Genomic DNA, 17,116 nt, shown 5'->3' on the forward strand with positions numbered 1-17,116 from the left:
ATTCGCGGCCAAGGTGCAACCGGTCAAAAAGACAGGTGTACCGGCTGATGGCTTTCCTGGGGAAACATCAGTCATAAATGCGCGGGATCCACAATCGTCTGCCAAACGTCGTCGTTTGCGAGCGGTTAACAAAAACCGCCGCTACATAAAAACAAAGCCAGGGCGTAACTTAATGAGCGTAAGCAATCCAACCCTGATCACGTTCGTGATCTACATCGCAGCAATGGTGCTGATCGGCTTCATGGCCTATCGCTCCACCAACAACCTTTCTGACTACATTCTGGGCGGTCGCAGCCTGGGCAGCGTCGTGACTGCATTGTCCGCCGGCGCCTCCGACATGAGCGGCTGGTTGTTGATGGGCCTGCCGGGCGCCATCTACATGTCCGGCCTGTCCGAAAGCTGGATCGCCATCGGCCTGATCATCGGTGCTTACCTGAACTGGCTGTTCGTCGCCGGCCGTCTGCGCGTGCAGACCGAGCACAACGGTGATGCGCTGACTCTACCGGATTACTTCTCCAGCCGTTTCGAAGACAAAAGCGGCCTGCTGCGGATCATCTCCGCGGTTGTGATCCTGGTGTTCTTCACCATCTACTGCGCTTCCGGCATCGTGGCTGGTGCCCGTCTGTTCGAAAGCACCTTCGGCATGTCCTACGAGACAGCGCTGTGGGCCGGTGCTGCGGCGACAATTGCCTACACCTTCGTCGGCGGTTTCCTGGCCGTCAGCTGGACTGACACCGTACAAGCCACGCTGATGATCTTCGCCCTGTTGCTGACGCCGATCATCGTGCTGCTGGCCACCGGTGGCGTTGACACCACGTTCCTGGCCATCGAAGCGCAAGACGCCAGCAACTTCGACATGCTGAAAAACACCACCTTCATCGGCATCATCTCGCTGATGGGCTGGGGCTTGGGTTACTTCGGCCAGCCGCACATCCTGGCGCGTTTCATGGCCGCGGATTCGGTCAAGTCGATCGCCAACGCTCGCCGTATCTCCATGACCTGGATGATCCTGTGCCTGGGCGGCACTGTCGCTGTTGGCTTCTTCGGTATCGCTTACTTCTCGGCGCACCCTGATGTGGCCGGTCCTGTGACCGAAAACCACGAGCGCGTGTTCATCGAACTGGCCAAAATCCTGTTCAACCCATGGGTCGCCGGTGTACTGCTGTCGGCCATTCTGGCTGCCGTGATGAGTACGTTGAGCTGCCAGCTGCTGGTATGCTCGAGCGCCCTGACCGAAGACTTCTACAAGACTTTCCTGCGTAAATCCGCTTCCCAGGTTGAGTTGGTCTGGGTCGGTCGCGCCATGGTGCTGCTGGTTGCCCTGGTCGCCATCGCTCTGGCGGCTAACCCGAACAACCGTGTACTGGGTCTGGTCAGCTACGCCTGGGCCGGTTTCGGTGCTGCGTTCGGTCCGGTCGTCCTGATCTCCGTGATCTGGAAAGACATGACCCGTAACGGCGCATTGGCCGGTATTCTGGTCGGCGCGATCACCGTGATCGTGTGGAAACACTTCGAACTGCTGGGTCTGTACGAAATCATCCCTGGTTTCATTTTCGCCAGCCTGGCGATCTACATCGTCAGCAAACTGGGCAACCCGACTGCCGGCATGCTTCATCGCTTTGCCGCTGCCGAGGCTGATTTCCGCCTGAACAAGTGATCGGGATGAGCTGAGGCTCTGACCTTTCGCCGAACATGAAAACGGCCCGCTTCCTTTGGAGGCGGGCCGTTTTTTTTTGGTCTTCCGGATGGGGATGAAGCTTCGCACATCCCTTGTGGGAGCGGGCTTGCTCGCTAAAGCGGTCTGTCAGTCGACATCACCGTTGAATGATTGACCGCTTTCGCGAGCAAGCCCGCTCCCACAGTGGGGCGGTGGCGCTTCCGAAGGTAATGTCTGTAGCCAAACACACCGATTTTCGAAGGAAAAATCTCTAAAAAAACACGATAAATCTGAGTTTCCTGTCCCTTCGTCAGCACCCCTTGTCGCTCATGCAGAATCGCCCGCCTTCATTCTGCAGAGACACATCGGATGTTCGCTCTCGCCAATCAACCGCGCTTCACGCTGACCGTCGACGGCAACCAGAATGGACTCAAGGTGCTTGAGTTCACCGGCAAGGAAGCCATCAGCCAGCCTTACCGTTTTGATCTGGAACTGGTCAGCGAGCGACCGGACATTGAGCTTGAAAGCCTCCTGCATCGTCAGGCTTTTCTGAGTTTTGATGCGCAAGGTTGCGGTGTTCACGGTCAGATATTTCGGGTTGGTCAGGGCGATTCCGGCCAGCGTCTGACGCATTACCAGGTCAGCCTTGGCCCACGTCTGACCTACCTTGACCGGCGCATCAATCAGCGAATCTTCCAGCGTAAAAGCGTGCCGGCGATCATTGCGCAAATCCTTGAGGACCATGGCATTCAGGGCGACGCGTTCAGGTTTCAGCTCGGCAGCGAGTACCCTGATCGCGAGTATTGCGTGCAATACGCGGAAAGCGATCTGGCGTTCATCCAGCGCCTGTGCGCCGAGATCGGCATTCACTACCACTTTCAACACAGCCTCGATGGCCATCAGCTGGTGTTCGGTGATGACCAGACGGTTTTTCCGCTGATCGCCGAACCGACGCTTTACTTGCCTGACACCGGCATGGCGGCAGATGCGCCAGCGATCAATTGCTTCAACGTACGACTGGAAACCCGCACCACGGCGGTAGCCCGTCGCGACTACGACTTCCATAAACCGCGACTGCAACTTGAAAGCCGAATCGACAACGGACACCTGCCGGCCCTTGAGGATTACCACTTTCCTGGCCAGTTCACGGATCGCGAGTACGGCGGGGCGCTGGCTCAGCGAGCGCTTGAACGCCACAACGCGGACTACCGTCAGGCTGAAGGGCGGGGCGATGAGTCTGCTTTGGTCAGCGGGCATTTCCTGCACCTGGCCGAGCATCCGCGTCAGGCATGGAATGACCTGTGGCTGATCACCCAAATCGAACACCATGGCCGTCAGCCGCAAGTGCTGGAAGAGATGGCCGGCAGCAACCCGGAAGATGTCCAAGGCTATCGCAATACCTTTCTGGCTACGCCGTGGGATGTTTCGTTTCGCCCGGCTCAGATCGCCAAACCCTCGTTCACCGGTTATCAAACGGCTGTCGTCACGGGCCCGGGTGACAGCGAGATCCACTGCGACGAGCACGGCCGCGTCAAAGTTCAGTTCGCCTGGGATCGTGACGGCAAGCGCAACGAACATTCCAGTTGCTGGCTGCGCGTCGCCACGGGTTGGGCGCATGACGGCTACGGCATCGCACTGATTCCTCGGGTCGGCATGGAAGTATTGGTGGGGTTCCTTGATGCCGACGTCGATAAACCGATGGTCATGGGCTGCGTGCCCAATGGTGCGAACTCGATACCACTGAATCTGCCCGCCGACAAAACCCGCAGCATTTTCCGCAGCCACAGCAGTCCCGGAGGCGGCGGTTACAGCGAATTGCGCATCGAGGATCGTAAAGGCGCCGAGGAAATCTACCTGCGGGCCCAGCGAAACTGGACTCAGCATGTGCTGCAAGACCTGCACGTTCAGGTCGGCAACCAGCGCAGTGCGGTTGTTGGTGCAAACGATACCCTGCATGTTCACGGTGATCGATCCATCACCGCCACCCACCAGACTTTCAAAGCGAGCGGACAATTCCACGCAAGCGCCGGCGAGCAAATCGTCATCGACGGTGGTGTCAGCGTCACGCTTCAGGCGGGCGGACACTGGATCAACATGGGGCCCGCCGGAATTTTCAGCAGCGTTCCGATTGGACTCGGTGGTGCACCGATGCCGGTAATGGGCGCGTCGAGCAGCCAAAGACAACTCGCCGCACTCAGCGTCGCACAGATTCTGAGCCTCAAAAGCGACGCGCCGTTCTGCGAGGAATGCGCGCGTTGCAAGGAGGGTGTCTGTGCAGCCTGATCGCTTGTCGCCTCGCGAATGGCTGGAGCGCCAACCGCTGAAACCTTCGGAACAACTGTTTGCGATCTTCAGCAATGCAAGCTCCGCAGAACCCTTGAAGGCCTGGCAGCGATCGTCCGCCGCTCAAGCGCCCCGTCCGATCTGGGCAGACACCGACTATGCCGAGTGGGAACCGGTCATGCCCTATGTCGGAATCGTCGCGGCGGGCAGTGAGTTTCTGGAGTGGGCGGCCACGACCGAGTCTTGCGACTGGGGTTGGCTCGCGGTGTCTTCTTCGACTCTGGACGTGCTGGTCGAGCATTTGCGCAGCCTTACGCAAGTGCTTTTGCCTAATGGCAGCGCGGTGTTTTTCCGTTTCTGGGACGGGCGTTATTTACTGCCGATTCTGCAGTCTGTCGAGGTCGACGTCGCTGAACTGCTGCCCGTAATGGGGCGTTGCCTGATCAATGGCCAACCGCTCGAAGCCGGTGGCACCGCGCTGAAAACCTCCAGGGTTTTTCCATGGTGGGAAGTCTCCGAAACGCTGCTGGAACATCTCGCTGAACAGTCAAGCACCACTCGGGTGAACAACTTGCTCAAGTGGCTGAGCGAGGATCGCCCTGATCTTTTCGAAGCGTTTTCCGACAGTGTTTTGCGGCACAAGGTAGCGATCTTTCTGGAAGAGCCGGGCCTGCCGCCAGCACCGAAATCAGCCTTGGTGGACTACCTGATAACGGAGCTGGACTGATGGATCAGATCGTACGGATCGAGCAGGAGCTCGACGGTTTCAAAGACACCTTGACGCTCTATCGCGAACAACTTGGCAACTGGTTCAACCGTACTGCAGACCAGGTTAGCCGGGCTGCGGACATGCCCTCGCTGATGGGCGTGGAACGGCAGATCAAACTCGGCAATACCACCAGGTCGGTGAGCAGTGGCGATGACGACTTTTTCTCCACCGTCGCGCAGTGTCCGAAGAATGGGGTTTTGCTGATCGAGAGCAAGTTCGAGTCGGTTTATGACATTGCGCTGGGGAACATCGATGTTGATGTGATTGCCGTTGATGGGGGCGAAAAGACGACGATCACGCTTGATGAACATGGCAAGGGAGTGTTCGAAGGTAAGCCCGGCAAGTTCTACCGCGTTCATGTCCAGAGTGAAGTGACCCCGAAGCAAGTTGAGGCGCTTTTCTCCTCTTACGACGGCCTGACCCAACAGCTGGAAGACTGGCTGCGCAACGAGTGGAAAGGATTCAAACCGCAGTGGCCGCAATCGGCTTTTGCCGCGGCGGGTAACGGGATGCTCGCCGGAAGTTGGGCCGCAATCATCGGCGTGTGGGACAGCATCAACCTGTTGTCGGACGTACTCCAGGATCCCGGCGAGTTCGTTGAACGATTGGGTAGCGGTGCTGATGAGCTGGCCAAGCTGGCAAAAACTGCGCCGGACGTGATGGCAAAAGTCCAACTGCTGGCCAGTGATGAAGCGGCACTGTGTTTGTTGCTACGCACCGCCAGTCTCTGGTTGGAGATGCTGCCGCCCAGCGAGATCGCCGGTAAAACTGCCGAAGCTGTATCAACAGTAGTCGTGCAACTGCTCATCGACATTCTGATCGGGATCGTCTTGACCTTCGCTGGCGCGGGGGCTGGCATTGCTTATCTGGGTATGCGTTTTGCCAACTATGGCGCCCGCATCGTCAGCGCCGTGCAGGGATTCGTCAAAGCGATTTTCACACTTATCAACAGCTTCATGTCCTACGTCGATCGCTACAAAAAGGTCGCCGCACGGGGTGTCGCGGCCGGTCTGAAAAACGGTCAGATGCAATTGCGTTGGGACGCCAAGCGCAACACCACGCTCAAACAAAACGAACACCACGAAGACGTCCCGGTTCAAGCGAAAAATCCCAACGGCGACCCCGCTGATTCCGCCGATAAAACCGCCACCAACAAATGCCCGGTGTCGATGGTCACCGGCGAAGAGCTGCTGACCCTTACCGACGGTTCGCTTGATGGGGTTTTGTCGTTCGACTTTACCCGGCTCTATCGCACCAGCGCCGTCGAGATCGATGGCGGGCTTGGTTTCGGCTGGAGTCACAGCCTCGCGCACCGGTTGGAGATCGATGGCGACAACGTCATCTGGATCGACCACGAAAACCGCCGCACCCCCTTTCCATTGCCGACTATCGAGCGGCCGGCCATCCACAACAGCCTCTCGCGAGCGGCGATTTTCCTGGGTGACGAGCCCGAAGAAATGATCCTCGCCCAGGCCGGCGATGACACGCGTTTCTATCACTTCATCAACGGTCGACTGACAACGATCAGCGACGGATACGACAACCGACTGCACGTCACGCGCGATCGCCAGGAGCGCATCAAACGCCTCGATAACGGCGCTGGCCGAGCCCTACTGTTGCGCTATGAGCGCAGCCATCTGGTCGCCGTTGATTATCAGGTTTTTGTGCCGGCAGACACGTCGGATGAAGCCTGGATAACCGAACAGACACTGGTCAGTTACCGCTACGACGAGCGCGCTCGACTGATCGAAGCGACCAACGCCGCCGGCGAAAGCGAGCGTTACGACTACGACGATCAGCACGTCGTCCTGCAACGGCAACTGGCCGGTGGGGCGAGTTTCTTCTGGGAGTGGGAAAGGTCCGGCAAGGCTGCGCGATGCGTCCGACATTGGGCGTCGTTTGCGCAGATGGAGGCGCGGTATGTCTGGGATGACGAGGGCAGCGTCACCGTCCAGAACATCGACGGCAGCGAAGAGGTTTATCAGCACGACGACCGGGCGCGACTGGTGCGCAAGGTCGAGCTGAATGGCGGCGAACACCTCAAGGCCTACGACGATAAAGGTCGATTGATTGCCGAGCAGGATCCCCTCGGCGCCGTCACCGAATACCACTACGACGAAGTCGGACGGCTGGTCGCGCTGATTCCGCCGGAAGACGAACCCACTTCCTACGAGTATCGCAACGGTTTCCTGCACGCGCAGTCCCGCGGCAACGCCGTGTCGACGTATCGGCGCAATGCCCAGGGTGACATCGCCGAGGCGACCGATCCTGACGGCTATGTCACCTATTATCACTACGATGAAAAAGGGCAGTTGCTGTCGATCCGGTATCCGGATAGTAGCCGCCAGGCTTTCGTCTGGAACGGTTTGGGTCAACTGGTTGAAGAAACCTTGCCGGACGGTGGTCAGCGGCGGTTTGCCTACGACGCGTTGGGGCGGCGGATTACGGGACAGGACGAACACGGCGCCGTCACCCGTTACGAATGGGATGCTGTCGGACGACTGATCCAGACGACGCTTCCTACAGGTGCCACTCGCGCCTTCAGCTACAACGCCTACGGAAAAATCACCGCCGAACGCGACGAGCTCGGCCGCGTCACGCGCTACGAATACCTCGACGACCTGCACCTGGTCAGCCGCCGCATCAATGCCGACGGCACCCAGCTGAAGTATCGCTACGACAATGCGCAGCTGTTACTCACAGAAATCGAAAACGAATCCGGCGAAAAATATCGCCTGGACTACACGCCGAACGGCTTGATCCGACAAGAAAGCGGACTCGATGGCCAGCGCACGGCGTATGCCTATGACCTCAACGGCCATCTGCTGGAGAAAACCGAGTTCGGCGATGACGGTTCGCAGCGGGTTACCGCTTATGAACGGGATTCGGCAGGGCGGTTGCTGGTCAAGACGCTGCCCGATGGCATCAAGGTCGAGTACCGCTACGACAGCCTCGGCCGACTGATCAGCGTCGATGACGGCCACGACCACCCGCTGGAGTTCGAGTACGACCCACAGGATCGCCTGATCACCGAGCACCAAGGCTGGGGCACCTTGCGCTATGGCTACGACGCCTGTGGCCAACTCAACCGCCTGCGCCTGCCGGACGGCAGCAAACTCGACTACCACCACGAAAAGGGCGGAGCACTGGCCGCCATCGACCTCAACGGCGCGCGGCTCACCACCCACCAATTTGCCTTCGGTCGCGAGCAGCAACGCCAACAAGGCCAACTCACCAGCCAGTACCACTACGACGAACAAGGTCGGTTGCAAGCCCACGCGATCAACCAGTCAAACCGACCGCTGTACATGCGCCACTACAGCTACGCGGTCAACGGCAACCTGGCGACCATCGCTGATAGCCGTCACGGCCAGCGCAGCTATTACTACGACGCGCTCAACTGCCTGACTCGCGTACGCCACACCCGCGACGACCCACCGGAAACCTTCGCCCACGACCCGGCCGGCAACTTGCTGATGCAGGATCGCCCGGGTGTGGCGACCGTTAAAGGTAATCGCCTGCTGATGCAGGGTGACCGGCATTACGACTACGACGCCTTCGGAAATCTCATACGCGAGCGGCGCGGTACCGGGCAAAAGCTCGTCACTGAATACCGTTACGACTGCCAGCATCGGCTGATCGGTGTCACATTGCCGGATGGACGCTGCGCGAGTTACCGCTACGACGCCTTCGGCCGTCGCATCGCCAAAACCGTCGACGGCCACACCACCGAATTCTTCTGGCAAGGCGACAACCTCGTCGCCGAAAGCAGCCGCGAGCACTACCGCAGCTACGTCTACGAACCGGGCACATTCCGCCCATTGGCCATGCTCGACGGCAAAGGCCCGCGCAAGGCCTGCCCGTTTTACTACCAGCTCGATCACCTGGGTACACCGCAGGAACTGACGGATTTTGGTGGCGAGATTGTCTGGTCGGCGAAGTACAACGCCTACGGAAAAGTCACGCACTTGGTGTTTGGCGGGGGAGAACAGCTCAATCAACCGCTGCGGTTTCAGGGACAGTACTTCGACGCCGAGAGCGGCCTGCACTACAACCGTCATCGGTACTATGATCCGGAGGTGGGGCGGTACCTGACGCCGGATCCGGTGAAGCTGGCGGGTGGGCTGAATCAGTATCGCTACGCGCTGAATCCGACGGGGTGGGTTGATCCGTTGGGGTTGAGCGGGAATTGCCCGCAGTCGAATAAGCCTGGGTGTGGGGCGCCGGATGATACGACTGGCGCTAGGGTTGATGAGGGTGAGCCGCCGCTGCCGAAAATGACGGCTGAGCAACGGCGGGCGAGGATTGATGAGTTGGCTGAGGCGAATGCCAAGGGGCGGGTAATTAAAATGGAGAAGAAGTACAAGATGCACACTGTGCAAAAGCACAGTTCAGAGATACCTGATGCGGCACTCAAGCAGAGGGCTATAAATGGAGCGAATCCTAAGACGGGACGAGTGCCAGTACCACCAAGAGGAAATTTAAGCTCCCAGTTCAGTAACTGGAGAGTTCATCTAAATGCGTTGAACAAAGCTATGACGAGGGAGCGTCTAGGGCTGGATCCACATACAGGCAGAGATCACAACAATGACCCGGTAGTGAGGATGGAGTTGCCTGGTGCAGGTCGCGGTTATCGACCCAACAAAAAGGATAAACAAAACCCTACGTTGAATGAGAACTTTGATTGGTTTGAAGTTAAGTTTGATCAGGATAAGGTGGGTCGGCCTTATACGGGTTTTCCAACGGAGAGAAAATGATGTTGCGAGATCCGTTTGTTGACGAGGCTTTTGAACCGAACCTGATGTGGTTTGTCGGTGTGTTTAATGTCTATGATCGGGAAGAGACTCGTGGTGAAGAACTGAGTGTTTTTGATCCTGATAACCAGTTTGATAGAAGGGTCCTTATCGTTAAGTATAGTTTGAAGCTGGGGTGTCTGTCGTACAGGCACAAATTTGTGTTGTTTGAGTTCTTGGCCGAAAAACTACGAGATCGCAGTTATGACTTTAAAAACTTATTCGATATTGATGATGTTTATGACTCGAGCTGGCCTCGAGCTGAGTGGTACTCGCTGAAAGATGCCCGTGGATTCTTTGAAGATATATATAAGCTGGCAAGCGAAGAATGGAAAGACGACCTTCATAAAGCCAGCCTCGAAGATCAATCAACCTGGTGAGGCTTTCGATCTCCGACTCAGATAAATTTTATGACCGCTTCGCGCTCAATTCGCGGGCAAGCCACGCTCCCACAGGATTGAAGTCGTTCCCGTTTTTTGTGGCATGACTCGGTCCTGTGGGAGCGTGGCTTGCCCGCGAAGGCGGTCTTACAGGCAGCGAAATTTCTGGGCAAGGTCGTCGGAAGTTTCCTTCAAGTTGTAGCGGTTTCCATGAACTGGTGCGCATCGGGCCACATCGATAGTCTCTAGCGGTCACTGCAAATTCAGTGACAGGGTGTGGAAGCCCTTCTATCGTTAGGCGCGTCAAGCGCCACCAGTTCGGCGTTTTCTATCGTCTGTGTTTTATGGTGGCTGTGCGCGGGGCGCTTTCGAGTGCGCCGAGTGCCTAACGTCTCGGTCTTCCACACCTGCGTACAGCCGCCACCCATTATGTGGAAGTGATTGTTGGCGGTTCCAATTCATACGTTAGGAATCAGACTGATGACAACAATTACCCCCGATCCACCCTACGAAAAACCAGCCCCTCCACCCAAAAGCCGCTTCATGGCACTGACCAGCAACTGCGATGACATGCCCACCCTGTTCGTCGATACCCTCGCACCGCTCGACGTTTTATACGACGCGGCCAGCTTTCGAATCCGGGCCGTCACCCAAGTCATGGAAAACCTGTCGATGCGTGGCTCGATCGAGTGTCAGTCCTTCATCCTCAGTGACTTTGCCTTGCTCTGCGCCATTCCGTTGCGGGACGGGTGTGATGTGCTGGATGTGTTGGGGCGGCGATTGAAGGCACGGCGTTCGGAGTAGCGGCGGGAAGCTGTTGTGGCGAGGGGGTAACCCACCTCGCCGCAGGGTTTGTGGGGTGTCGCTGCCCGCTCAGCCGCGAAGCCCTGACGTTCGCCTCGGTACAAGGTAAACTTCCCGGCCTTCGCAGGAGCAATCATGAATTATCGTCACGCCTTCCATGCCGGCAATCACGCCGATGTGTTCAAACACCTGACCTTGACCCGCCTCATCGCCCTGATGTCGCGCAAGGAGCAGCCGTTTGCCTATCTCGACACTCACGCTGGCATTGGTCTGTATGACCTGCAGGGTGATCAGGCGAGCCGCACCGGGGAGTACCTGGAAGGCATCGCGCGGTTGTGGGATCAGCCGGACCTGCCGGCATTGACCGCCGATTACATGAAGGTTTTGCATGACATGAACCCGGATGGCCAATTGCGCTATTACCCGGGTTCGCCCGAGTTGGCGCGGCGTCTGACGCGGCCGCAGGATCGGGTGATGCTCAACGAGAAGCACCCCGAAGACGGTGTGTTGCTCAAGGACAATATGGCGGGTGATCGTCGGGTGAAGGTGCACTTGGGCGAAGGCTGGCATGTGCCGCGTGCGATGTTGCCGGTGCAGGAGAAGCGGGCGGTGATGTTGATCGATCCGCCGTTTGAACAGCTGGATGAAATGCAGCGCTGTGCGGCGGCGCTGAAAGAGGCGGTCGGGCGGATGCGTCAAACTGTGGCGGCGATCTGGTACCCGGTGAAGGACCAGCGCATGTTGCGGCGTTTCTATCAGGATCTGGCCGGGTCGGGCGCGCCGAAGTTGTTGCGGGTGGAGTTGCTGGTGCATCCGTTGGACACGCCGAACAGTCTGAACGGTTCCGGTTTGGCGATTGCGAATCCGCCGTGGGGGCTGGAAGAGGAATTGCGTGAGTTGCTGCCGTGGTTGTCCAAGAAGCTTGGGCAGACCCAGGGTGGGTGGCAGATGGATTGGTTGATTGCTGAGAGTTGATGGCTGATCAGATGGATTGATGGCGTCTGATCGGACGCATTCGCGGGCAAGCCTTGCTCCCACAGGACTTGGCGTCAAACGCAATATCATGACTGGCGCAAAACTTTGTAGGAGCCAGCAAGCCGGCTCCTACAGGTGATCTGTGTCAGGTCAGATCGGGCAGGTCACGCCGGTGCCGCCGATGCCGCAATACCCTTCAGGGTTTTTTGCCAGGTATTGCTGGTGATACGCCTCGGCGAAGTAGAACGTCGGCGCCTCTTCGATTTCGGTAGTGATGGTGCCTTTACCCGCCTTGGTCAGTTCGGCCTGGAACACTTGCTTGCTGTGCTTGGCGGCTGCCAGCTGAGTCGGGTTGGTGGCGTAGATCACCGAGCGGTACTGAGTGCCGATGTCATTGCCCTGACGCATGCCCTGGGTCGGGTTGTGCAATTCCCAGAACATTTTCAGCAGCTCTTCGTAGCTGACTTTCGCCGGCTCGTAGACCACCAATACCACCTCACTGTGTCCGGTCAGGCCCGAGCAGACTTCTTCATACGTCGGGTTCGGCGTGAAGCCGCCGGCGTAACCCACCGCCGTACTCACCACACCTTCGCGCTGCCAGAACTTGCGTTCCGCACCCCAGAAGCAACCCAGACCGAAGATCGCGAAATCCACGTCCATGGCAAACGGGCCCAGCAGGGGGGCGTCGTGGACGAAGTGTTTTTCCGGCACGGTCATCGGGGTTTCACGGCCAGGCAGAGCTTGTTCTTTGGTAGGGAGCACGTTTTTGTTCACCAGAATTTCCGAGCGCAGAACCATGATCAGTCCCCTCAGTCAGGTTGAAATGTAAGTAGTCAGACCACCAGTTTGCCCAATACCGCCCTGATACGCACTACCCAATGTGGGAGCGGGCTTGCTCGCGAAGGCGGTGTGTCAGATAACGCAGTTGGTGACTGACCCACCGCCTTCGCGAGCAAGCCAGCTTCCACGGGATCTAGTGCGGTAGGGCGGTCAGGCGATTGGGCCGCGCGGGTAGCGTTTGAGCTTTTCGATCAGCTCGGAGCCCGGAATCGGTCGGTCGAACAGGTAGCCCTGGCCGACGTCGCAGCGGTGGCGGCGCAGGAAGGCCAACTGCTCGGCCGTCTCGATGCCTTCAGCCACGACCTTGATTTTCAGGTTGTGGGCCATGGCGATCACCGCGGAGGTGATTTCCATGTCGTCCTGGTTGTCCGGGATTTCGTGAATGAAGCTTCGATCGATCTTAATGATGTCGATCGGGAATTTTTTCAAGTAACTGAGCGACGAGTAACCGGTGCCGAAGTCGTCCATGGCCAGGGTCAGGCCCAGGCGCTTGAGCTGGTCGAGCTGCAAGTGGGTGTCTTCGGTGGCTTCCAGCAGCAGGCCTTCGGTCAGTTCCAGCTCCAGCAGGTTCGGCGGCAGCGCTTCTTCCTTGAGGATGTTGGCGATCGACGACACCAGGTCGGGGTCGGAAAACTGCTTGGGTGACAGGTTGATCGCCACTTGCAGATTGCCCAGGCCGGCGGCGGTCAGGTCTTTGCTCATGCGGCACGCCTGGCGCGCGATCCATTTGCCGATCGGAATGATCAGCCCGGTTTCTTCGGCGACGCTGATGAACTGGTCCGGACGGATCATGCCTTTTTCCGGGTGGTTCCAGCGCAACAGCGCTTCCATGCCGAGCAGGCGACCGCTGCGCAGGCAGAGCTTGGGCTGGTAGAACACGTCCAGCTCGTTCTGGGTCAGGGCGCGGCGCAGGTTGTTCTCGACGAACAGTTTGTAACTGGCTTCGGCATTCAGCGCTTCGGTGAATACCTGGACCTGGTGCTTGCCGTTGGCCTTGGCCTTGTGCAGCGCAAGCCCGGCGTTACGCATCAGGGTTTGCGGATCGCGGCCGTGCAGTGGCGCGCAGGCCAGGCCCACGGACCCGGTGACGCTGATCAGTTGGTTGTCGACGAACATCGGTTTATCGAGGGTCGCCAGCAGTTGATTGGCGACTTGCTGGCCCATCGCGAGGTCGGTGTCATCCAGCAGCACGGCGAATTCGTTACTGGCGAAACGCGCCAGGCTGCCGCTCGGGATCAGGCTGTTGCGCAGGCGCCGCGCCAGGCTGATCAGCAGCTTGTCACCGGTCTGGTGGCCGAGGCTGTCGTTGATCCGCTTGAAGTTGTCGATGTCCACCAGCAACAGGCTGATCGGCGTATCGCTGTCTCGGGCGAAGCGTTCATCGAGGTTGCGGATGAACGCCGGACGGTTGCCGAGGTTGGTCAGGTTGTCGGTGTAGGCCAGGCGCTCGATGCGCTGCTGGGCGAGCTTGGTGTGGGTGATGTCTTCGTAGATGCCGATGTAATGCGTCAGCTCTCGGTTGTCGCCATACACCTTGGAGATCGACAACTGGCCCCAATAGGGTTCGAGGTTTTTGCGCCGGCTCTTGAATTCGCCCTGCCAGCTGTTGCTCTTGGCCAATGCTGAGGGCGCGTCGAACAGCAGTTCGCTGAGGTTTTCCAGGGCCGGCAGTTCCGACAGCCGCTGGCCGTGGACTTCTTCGGTGCTGTACTGGGTGATCGCGGTGAAGCTCGGGTTGACGTATTCCACCACGCCGTCGCAGTTGACCAGCAAAAAGGCGTTTGCACTTTGCTCGACCGCACGCTGGAACAGGTGCAGGGCGCTGGTGGCGGTGCGGCGGTTGTGGTTGTTGATGACTTGGGCGAACTGGTCGGCGAGCTCGCCAGCGAAGGCAATTTCGTCGGACTGCCAGGCGCGGGTCGCACCCGTTTGTTCCAGGCAGAGCACGCCGACCACCTGACCATCGACGCGAATGCTGGCGTCGAGCATCGCGTTCACGTCGCGCGGGCGCAGGCTCTCGGCCATTTCCCGGGTGCGCGGGTCACGAATCGCATTGTGGGCATCGATCGCTCGGCTACCGTGCAGCGCGTCCATGTAATCGGGGAAACCGCTGATGTCGATCGGCTCCGGCAGGGCGTATTCCTGGGTGGCGCGGTGATACGCCGAGATCGGCGCCAGCACCGAACCGTCGAGGTTCCACAGGCTGGCGCAGTCGATTTCGTAGATGTCACAGGCACTGCGGGTGATCAGTTCAGCGGCTTCTTGCAGCGAATTACCGGTGCTGTAGCGCTGGCGGGTCAGCAGCAGGATCAGGTCTTGCTGGGCGCGCACGCGATCCAGGTGCAGGAGTTGCTCCTGTTGGGCACGCTGATTAAGTTCAAGGGCGATCTGCAGACGCGAGTTCTGGGTTTCCAGGTCCAGCGCCGGCAGCAGTGGTTCGCCCTCGAACAGACCGTCGACCACCAGCAGGTAGCCGCGCAGCAGGTGCCGATTGTGTTGTTTGTAGGCTTCACCCATTTCCAGCAGGCTCAACGTGCCGGCGGCGGTGTGGAGGGTGTAGCGGATCAGGTAATGCGGGCACCTGGTGAGTTGCTGCTGGATGGCGTCATGCAGCTGGTAGCGCGCTTCGGGCTCCATCAGGCTGGCGTAGGGCGAGCCGACCAGGGCGCAGAGCTCCACCGCCGGCAAGCCGAACTGTCGCTCGCAATTGGGATCGAGAAACAGCAGCGCCCAGCTTGGTTCGTTCAGCCGTTCGAAACGCAGCATGCCGAGCCGCGAGGGCACAGGCAACTGTGTCACTACCTCGGCCACCATACGGCTGGCGGCATCGGGTTGGCTCTTCATATGGAGGGAAACTCGCTTCGAATGTGCTGATCGCGCCGGGCTCTCGCCCTCTTTACTGTTGCCTGCGGCAAGGTTGCATCATTGCGACACTGACTGACAAGAGACATGAAGGCCAAGTGCTATAAGAATATGTCGGCAGACGGAAACATTTCTTCAGTTATGACTGAAAACTAACGTGCCTGGCTGGAAAAAGTATTGCGGCTGATCGCCAGCAAGCCGGCTCCTACAGGGGCGTGGCAATTCTCGGTTTACGGAACGACACCGAACCTGTAGGAGCCTGGTTTGCGGGCGATGGCGGCCTGAAGAGCAGCGCAGGATTTGGTGATCAACGCAGCGTAATATTCGTTGCCTGCAAAAATTTGCCTTCCCGGTCGTGATAACTGATGCGAATCCGCTCTGGCTCTACGATCAGATGGGCAAAGTTGTCCTGGCTGATCACCTCGCTGGTCAGTTCATGCCGGTAATCTCCCGCCGCTGTACGGGCGAGCGGTTGATCGAGGACGAAGGTGGAGGCCTTGGCGTAGGGCAGCAGTTTGCTGTTGCACAGCGGCGAGGAGACGATGGTGTGAACCTCGAAATCCGGGTCTTCGCTGTGTGTCAGCCGGCTGGTGAGGGAGCCGTGCACATCGCCAGACACGAAGAAGACGTTCTTGATGCGGTGTGTGCGAACAGTCTCCAGCAACCGCAGGCGTTGTTCCGGAAAGGCTTTCCAGGCGTCATCGCCCAAGCGTTTGCGGTCGGGATAAAACATCACACTGGTGACTACGAATTTGACCCGGGCCGGGCTGTGGATCAGCCAGCTGCACAAGGCTGCTTCCTGCGCTTCGTCGAGGATGCGCCGGTCACCGGCCGACAGATTGCGCCGGGTCCGGCTATCAGTGACAAACCACTCGATATCGCCGTGGGTGAATTGATACCAATAACGTGCCAGGTGCCGATCGATGTTCCCATCTTCAAGCAACTCACAGGCCGGGCTATGACTGGCTTGATATAACTCATAGGCGGCGATGGCATTGTTATAGAGATGGTCGTCGTTTTTATTTTTATTGGCGGGCCAGTTGTCTTCGATTTCATGGTCGTCGAGGATCATGTAAGTCGGTATTCCGGACATTAACTTTGAAATATGAGGCTGGGAAAAAGCGGTGCGGTACTTACTGAGTATTTCTTTGTATTCCCGATCGGGGGCGATGATATTCAAGTCATCGATATAAACCTGGTCGCCGGTCATCAACATAGCGTTGATGGGCGTTTCGGTGCGTTGCGCCAGGTGCGTGATGGCGGCAAAGATCCTGTCGCCCATATGCGGGAGCGAAGGCGCGCCGACCGTCATCCGCAGGTAACGGCATGACCCGACGATGTAAGCCCTTGGCGTCGCGGGATTGCTGGGCTGGGTGCTGAAACAGTAGACGTCCCGGGGCCACTGCAGCGGCAGTTCCTGAATCGTCTCCACGGTGTGCACCGGGCTCATGGGGCTGAACCAGCCCGCCTGGTATTCATACTCGGTATCGGCGGCGAGGTCGTTGAGGGCAAGGACATCGCACATGTCATGCGCGCTTGTCAGTCGTGTGAAAGTGCCTTTGGACCAGGGCGTGTCACCGCTGCGTCGATAACGTATTCCACCAAATACCAAAGCATCTTTCTGTAATTCACCACGCAAAAAAATGCGGGCGTGATGAGGTGTAGTGTGGCCAATGATCGGGCCGACTGTAGGTTTAAACATATTCGAATCCATTCGAAGTTGTACTAACTAAGCAAGTAGGCTGACTAAACT

General features: G+C 58.4%; 10 protein-coding genes. 7 read left to right on the plus strand and 3 right to left on the minus strand.

The window, feature by feature from the left end:
* The first annotated feature begins 172 nt into the window (after positions 1-172).
* From putP to FBY04_RS01335, 7 genes are all read left to right on the plus strand, one after another.
* Positions 173-1,657: a sodium/proline symporter PutP gene (putP, locus tag FBY04_RS01300; RefSeq protein ID WP_145314307.1), complete on the plus strand. Its 1,485-nt coding sequence runs from the start codon at positions 173-175 to the stop codon at positions 1,655-1,657.
* A gap of 369 nt (positions 1,658-2,026) precedes the next feature.
* On the plus strand, positions 2,027-3,940 hold the full coding sequence (locus FBY04_RS01305; RefSeq protein WP_145314308.1) for a type VI secretion system tip protein VgrG: 1,914 nt from the start codon (positions 2,027-2,029) through the stop codon (positions 3,938-3,940).
* Positions 3,930-4,667, plus strand: coding sequence for a DUF4123 domain-containing protein (locus tag FBY04_RS01310; protein ID WP_145314309.1), 738 nt, complete (start codon positions 3,930-3,932; stop codon positions 4,665-4,667). The genes FBY04_RS01305 and FBY04_RS01310 overlap by 11 nt, the downstream gene beginning before the upstream one ends.
* Positions 4,667-9,466, plus strand: a complete 4,800-nt coding sequence (locus FBY04_RS01315; protein WP_145314310.1) for an RHS repeat-associated core domain-containing protein — start codon at positions 4,667-4,669, stop codon at positions 9,464-9,466. The genes FBY04_RS01310 and FBY04_RS01315 overlap by 1 nt, the downstream gene beginning before the upstream one ends.
* A complete protein-coding gene (locus FBY04_RS01320; RefSeq protein ID WP_084320969.1) occupies positions 9,463-9,882 on the plus strand; it encodes a hypothetical protein in 420 nt (139 codons plus the stop codon). The genes FBY04_RS01315 and FBY04_RS01320 overlap by 4 nt, the downstream gene beginning before the upstream one ends.
* Before the next feature lie 480 nt (positions 9,883-10,362).
* Positions 10,363-10,686: a hypothetical protein gene (locus tag FBY04_RS01325; protein WP_084320968.1), complete on the plus strand. Its 324-nt coding sequence runs from the start codon at positions 10,363-10,365 to the stop codon at positions 10,684-10,686.
* Positions 10,687-10,821: 135 nt separating this feature from the next.
* Positions 10,822-11,661, plus strand: a complete 840-nt coding sequence (locus tag FBY04_RS01335; RefSeq protein ID WP_145314312.1) for a 23S rRNA (adenine(2030)-N(6))-methyltransferase RlmJ — start codon at positions 10,822-10,824, stop codon at positions 11,659-11,661.
* Between the two features lie 150 nt (positions 11,662-11,811).
* Here the strand turns inward: FBY04_RS01335 and msrA are convergent, their stop codons facing one another.
* The 3 genes from msrA to FBY04_RS01355 all read right to left on the minus strand — a co-directional run bounded on the left by msrA (position 11,812) and on the right by FBY04_RS01355 (position 17,065).
* On the minus strand, positions 11,812-12,459 hold the full coding sequence (msrA, locus tag FBY04_RS01340; protein WP_084320965.1) for a peptide-methionine (S)-S-oxide reductase MsrA: 648 nt from the start codon (positions 12,457-12,459) through the stop codon (positions 11,812-11,814).
* Between the two features lie 192 nt (positions 12,460-12,651).
* Positions 12,652-15,345 carry a bifunctional diguanylate cyclase/phosphodiesterase gene (locus FBY04_RS01350; protein WP_145314313.1) on the minus strand — a complete coding sequence of 898 codons (2,694 nt, stop codon included), beginning with the start codon at positions 15,343-15,345 and terminating at the stop codon, positions 12,652-12,654.
* Between the two features lie 325 nt (positions 15,346-15,670).
* Entirely contained in the window at positions 15,671-17,065 is a 1,395-nt protein-coding gene (locus FBY04_RS01355) for an alkaline phosphatase D family protein (RefSeq protein WP_145314403.1), read from the minus strand.
* Positions 17,066-17,116: the final 51 nt, after the last annotated feature.

It is taken from the genome of Pseudomonas sp. SJZ080 (assembly GCF_007828295.1).
Lineage (GTDB): Bacteria > Pseudomonadota > Gammaproteobacteria > Pseudomonadales > Pseudomonadaceae > Aquipseudomonas > Aquipseudomonas migulae_A.